The 5,551-nt window shown below is 67.4% G+C and carries 6 protein-coding genes; 3 read left to right on the top strand and 3 right to left on the bottom strand.

Translation table 11 applies throughout. The features are described 5' to 3' along the window. Both AC32QD_RS16360 and AC32QD_RS16355 read right to left on the bottom strand, forming a co-directional pair. Positions 1-133 (bottom strand): cyclic nucleotide-binding domain-containing protein (locus AC32QD_RS16360; protein ID WP_492011578.1); only part of this gene is annotated, 133 nt, incomplete at its 3' end. Between the two features lie 469 nt (positions 134-602). Beyond that, the gene (locus AC32QD_RS16355; RefSeq protein ID WP_492011577.1) at positions 603-2,030 is read right to left on the bottom strand and encodes a UDP-N-acetylmuramate--L-alanine ligase; all 1,428 of its coding nucleotides are present in this window, start codon (positions 2,028-2,030) and stop codon (positions 603-605) included. A gap of 62 nt (positions 2,031-2,092) precedes the next feature. Between AC32QD_RS16355 and AC32QD_RS16350 the strand changes: the two genes are divergently transcribed. The 3 genes from AC32QD_RS16350 (at position 2,093) to AC32QD_RS16340 (ending at position 5,192) form a co-directional block, all read left to right on the top strand. After that, on the top strand, positions 2,093-2,974 hold the full coding sequence (locus tag AC32QD_RS16350; protein WP_492011576.1) for an LD-carboxypeptidase: 882 nt from the start codon (positions 2,093-2,095) through the stop codon (positions 2,972-2,974). 197 nt (positions 2,975-3,171) lie between these two features. Continuing rightward, positions 3,172-4,218: an ABC transporter ATP-binding protein gene (locus AC32QD_RS16345; RefSeq protein WP_492011575.1), complete on the top strand. Its 1,047-nt coding sequence runs from the start codon at positions 3,172-3,174 to the stop codon at positions 4,216-4,218. Continuing rightward, entirely contained in the window at positions 4,215-5,192 is a 978-nt protein-coding gene (locus tag AC32QD_RS16340; protein WP_492011574.1) for an ABC transporter ATP-binding protein, read from the top strand. The genes AC32QD_RS16345 and AC32QD_RS16340 overlap by 4 nt, the downstream gene beginning before the upstream one ends. A gap of 55 nt (positions 5,193-5,247) precedes the next feature. Here AC32QD_RS16340 and AC32QD_RS16335 read toward each other — a convergent pair. Further along, positions 5,248-5,551, bottom strand: a 304-nt coding sequence (locus tag AC32QD_RS16335) for an ABC transporter permease (protein WP_492011573.1), incomplete at its 5' end; no start/stop codon positions are given.

The following is a 5,551-nucleotide window of genomic DNA, read 5'->3' as shown; positions in this document are numbered from 1 at the left end:
TCGCGACGACTCTCGCCCTGGCCCCCTCACCGACGATCACCTCGGCGCTGCCACTGAGGATCAGGAATGCACTGTTGCCCTCCTCGCCTTCGGAGAGAATCACCTCCCCGGCCTTGAACCGGACCTTGTCCATCTCGACTCACCAATTGTTGCCCGACGCCTTCGACCGGCCATCGGTGGGGTAATCTTGCTGCCGTCCGGGGCGCCGATCAAGCGGAACCGCCGGGGCGAAATACCGGTAGCCGACGATCGACAGACAACCGTCCCGTATGGCGCGCCACATCAAGATACGGCGCGAGCGACAGCGGTTCGCCGCGCCCGGAGTGGCGATCGCGCGGTCCCAGTCATCGCTGCCAGATCGATCAGCTTGCTCTTGTTCGGGCGGTATCCCCTCGGCACACCGGCGTAGACGGCCGCGCAAGTTCCGTCATCCTCCCACGGGCGCCTACGGGCGCCGCCGTCAAGCACGCCGGGCGGCCCGTGCCTGGATCGGCGGCGGTGCGTGGGCGCTCGGCTCGCTACCTGACCTCATTCAGCGCTGCTCCCCACGCGCCGCACCAACCAGCGCGCCGAGCCTTGCGCTGGATATCCGCAAGGACCCGCTATCCCCTGCCGGGCGTCGCGCTTCGGCGCGCAAGCTTACCGAGCACGTCAGCGGCGAATGTCGACAGGGTGTCGTCGCGCGCTCCCATCACGACGATCCGGTCACCCGGCCGCGCAAGCTCGACGAGCCTGTCGCCGCAGCGCGCCCGCTCGGCGAAGGCGTGCGCCGAGCGGCCGCGCGCCCGAACGCCCTGCACGATGTCCTCGCTGGTGACCGTACGCTCGACCGTGCCGCCGAAATAGACCGGATCCGGCATGATCAGCACGTCGTCTGCGTAGAGATGTCGGGCGAAGCAGTCGATGAAGCCGTCCCTCATCAGGCGCAGCGGGCCGAATCCGTGTGGCTGGAACATGACCAGCAGGCGGCCGGGAAAGGCGTGCAGGGTCTCCAGCGTGGCGAGGATCTTGTCCGGGTTATGGGCGAAGTCGTCGATTACCGTGACACCGCCGGCCATGCCGACCACCTCGAGCCGGCGCTTCAGGCCCTCAAAGCGGCCTAGCGCCGAGGCCGCCTGCTCTAGCGTCACGTCCAGGGCGCGCGCAGCCCCGATCGCGGCCAGTGCATTGGCCACGTTGTGCCTGCCCGGCACGCGCAGACGCACCGGGCAGGTCGTGCCACGGCCGCGCTCGGTCACCTCGAAGGCGATGCCGTCGGCCGCGGGCGAAATTCCGCCGGCATGGAGATCCGCGGAGCTCTCGTTCAGGCTGAAGGTCGTTGCCCGGCCGGGCGTCAGCCCGCGCGCCAGGGCCGCCGTCTCGGCATTGTCGAGGTTGAGCACGACTCGCTCGGCGCGTCCGATGAAGGCGCGGAACAGCACGCGCAGCTCATCGAGCGACTTGTGGTCCAGCGCCATGTTGGTCAGCACCGCCACACGGGGCGCATAGAGGGCGATGGAGCCGTCGCTCTCGTCCACTTCGCTGACCATGAGGTCGCTGTCACCTAACAGGGCGCTGGCATAGGGCATGTCCGGGGTGACGAAGTTGCGCATCACCGCGCCGTTCATCACCGTGGGATCCAGCCCGGCGGACTTCAGGATCCACCCGGTCATGCCCGTGGTGGTGGACTTGCCGCTGGTGCCCCCCACAGCGATGCGCCGCGCGGCGGCGTTGAAGATCGAGGCCAGCAGCTCGGCCCGGGTGACGGCCTGCGCGCCCAGTCGGCGCGCCGCCTGCACGTCGGGCACGCTGTCCTCCACCGCGGCCGAGGTGACGAGCACCTGATCGGCGCTGGTCAGCCCGCTGCCGTCCTGCGGGTGGAGCCTTATGCCGTGGCGGCGCAGGAAATCGAATTTCGGGGCGGTCTTGCCCTGGTCGAGCCCGCGGTCGGAGCCCTCGACCACGCAGCCCCGGCCACGCATGATCAGCGCCAGGGGCAGCATGCCGCTGCCGCCGATGCCGCAAAAAAAGTAATGCTTGCCCTGGCCCATGCGCGATGAGTAGGGCGATGGTCGGGGACTGACAAGACGACCGGCAGTCGGAGAGCATTTGCGTGTCCGCAGACAGGATCAGGATCGGCGTCATGGCGCCCGCGTCGCGGCTTGCGCCGGACGCCGCCGAGCGCGTTGGAAAGATCGCGGCGGACCTCGGCCCGGGCCGGGCCGTCGACCTGTGGTTCCACCCGCAATGCTTCCTGGCTGCTGGCCATTTCGCGGGCGACGATGCCGCACGGACGCAGGCGTTTCTCGACATCGCCAACGATGGCAGCTTCGATGCCCTGTGGTTCGCCCGGGGGGGCTATGGCTCGTGCCGCATCTCCGAGGCGGCAATCGCGCGGCTGGCGCCAGTCGCGCGGCGCAAGGCCTATCTGGGCTACAGCGATACCGGCTGCCTGCTGGCCGGTCTGTACAAGGCTGGCTTCACGCGGCTCGCCCACGGTCCGATGCCGTCCGACATCCTGCGCGAGGGCGGCGAGGCCGCCGTCGGGCGGGCGCTGACCTTTCTGGTCGATGGTGCGCCAGACGCACTCGAGCCTGGCGTCTCGCCCGGCATCCCGACTGCCGCATTCAACATGGCGGTGCTCAGCCAGATTCTCGGCACGCCACTTCAGCCGGACCTGACCGGCCACGTGCTCATGCTCGAGGAAGTGGCCGAGTACATGTACCGCATCGACCGCTTCCTGTTCCATATCACCAGCAACCTTGGGATCCGGGGGGTCGCGGGAATCAGGCTGGGCCGATGCAGCGCCATCCCGCCGAACGATCCGCCGTTCGGCCAGACCGAGGAGGAACTGGTCCGGCACTGGTGCGCCGTCTCTTCCATCCCCTTTCTAGGCCGAGCCGACATAGGTCACGACGGCCAAAACAAGGTCGTGCCATTCGGGCCCGGCGAGCGCCGCACCGCGGATCGGCGCGATGTAGTTGAAGATCAGTGATCCTTCGATGGGGAGCCGCACCTGTCCGAGAGCTCTGGCGGCATGCGACGGCTGTTGCCTGGTGCCCGGAATGAAGGAGGGGCGATTGTAAGCGGACTGCCTTCGTTGCGCTTTGCGCTCGAAAATAGCATGCGTGCCGTTGATTAGCGTGCCTCGGGCAGCGCAGTATGCGACCGATGAGTTCGGGAAGAGAGACAATGGCAGACTCCACGCTGGGCACCGCCGCGCGCGGCGTGGCGCCTCTATTGGAGGTACGGAATCTGCGCGTCGAGTTTGCCACCGAGGACGGAGTGGTGCCGGCGGTCAACGATGTCTCGTTCGATGTGAAACCCGGCGAGACCGTCTGCATCGTCGGTGAGTCAGGCTCCGGCAAGTCGGTGACCAGCCTCGCGACCATGGGACTCATAAGCTCCCCCCCCGGGCGCATCGTGAACGGAGAAATCGTGTTCGATCAGGGGGGGCGCCGCCGGGACCTGACGAAGATCGGAGAGCGCGAGTATCGGCGCATACGCGGCAATGACATCGCCATGATCTTTCAGGAGCCGATGACGGCGCTGAACCCCGTCTATACCGTGGGCGAGCAGATCGCCGAGGCGATCCGCTTCCACCAGGGCCTGGGCCGCCGCGCCGCCTGGGACCGCGCAGCCGAGATGCTGGACCTCATGGGGATTCCCGAGCCTCGGGCGCGGCTCGACAATTATCCGCACCAGCTCTCGGGGGGCATGCGCCAGCGCATCATGATTGCCATGGCGCTGTCCTGCGATCCGTCGGTCCTGATCGCGGACGAGCCCACCACCGCGCTCGACGTCACCATCCAGGCGCAGATCCTGGAGTTGATGAAGCGGCTCCAGGCGGAGCTCGGCATGGCGATTTTGTTCATAACGCATGACCTTGCGGTGGTTGCCGAGATCGCCGACCGCGTCGTCGTCATGTATGGTGGGCGGGTGGTCGAGCGAGCCGACGCGCGATCGCTCTTTCGCCGGCCGCGCATGCCCTACACGTTGGCGCTGATGCGCTCGATTCCGCGGCTGGACCGGGAGATGACAAAAGACGCGCTGGAGGCGATTCCCGGCAACGTTCCGGATCCTAGGTCGCTGCCGCAAGGCTGCTCGTTCCATCCCCGCTGCCGTTTCGCCGTTCAGGGGCTATGCGACCGTGAGGTTCCGGAACTCGAGCCTTGCGGCCAGGGACACGAGGTTCGCTGTCTCCGCTGGCGGGACATTGACGGCCGGCACGCGGCATGAGTGCGCCGCTCGTCGATATTCGCGGTCTCAAGACCTACTTCCCGGTGACCCGAGGCGTGTTGTCGCGCACGGTCGGCCACGTCAAAGCGGTCGACGACGTTTCCTTCGACATCCAGCGCGGCGAGGTCCTGGGCTTGGTTGGCGAGTCCGGCTCCGGCAAGACCACCGTCGGGCGCACGATGCTTCGCCTGATCGACCCGACCGAGGGCAAGATTGTCTTCGACGGCGAGGACATCGCCTCGAAGCCGGCCGGCGAGCTGGGCGCCTTTCGCAGGCGGGCGCAACTGGTCTTCCAGGACCCGTTCGGTTCGCTCGATCCGCGCATGCGCGTCGAGGAGATCGTGGGCGAACCACTCGAGGTGCACAGGCTGGTCAAGGGCCGGCGGGACCGCCGCGAGAAGGTGGCGAGTCTGCTCGAGACGGTCGGCCTGCAACCGCACCACGCCAGTCGCTTTCCCCACGAGTTCTCGGGCGGGCAGCGCCAGCGGATCGGTATCGCGCGTGCCCTTGCCGTGGATCCGGAGTTCGTGGTCGCGGATGAGCCGGTCTCGGCCCTCGACGTCTCGATCCAGGCGCAGATCATCAATCTGTTGCGCGATCTCAAGGCGCGGCTTGGGCTGACCTTGCTGTTCATCGCGCACGACCTGGCGGTGGTCGAGTACGTTTCGGACCGGATCGTGGTCCTCTATCTGGGCAAGGTGATGGAGGCGGCTTCGGCACGGGAGATCATCCACCACCCCAAGCACCCCTACACGGAGGCGCTGCTCTCGGCCGCCCCGGTGCCCGACCCGGAGACCAAGCGCAAGCGAATCGTGCTCGAGGGGGACGTGCCGAGCCCGATAAACCCGCCGTCCGGCTGCGTTTTCCGCACCCGCTGCCGCTATGCCATCGCCGATTGTGCCAGGGCAGTGCCGCAGTTGCGCGAGATTCATGCCGGCCACCGCAAGGCCTGCATCCGGGACGACATCCTCTGACTCCCGGCGCGCGGCGAGCGCGGGGCGCGATGGCCACGTTCCTGTGGTTCTGCGCTCAGGCTTTGAGGGTTCGCGGGTCGAACTCGTCCCTCAGCCAGTCGGCGAGGAGATTGAGCGAGAAGACGATCGCCATCAGTACGGCGCCGGGATACAGAATCAGGTTCCATTGCCCGGCATAGATGAAGTCCTTGCCCTGGGAGATCATCATGCCGAGCGATGGCTGCGTGATCGGCACGCCGACGCCGAGGAACGAGAGCGTCGCCTCCAGCATCACCACCACTGCGAAGTTCACCGCCGCGATGACCATCAGCGGCGCCAGAGAGTTCGGCAGGACGTGCCGCCAGATGATGCGCGCATGC

The organism is Thermohalobaculum sp. (genome assembly GCF_058622915.1).
This window is presented reverse-complemented; position numbering and strand designations above follow the sequence as displayed.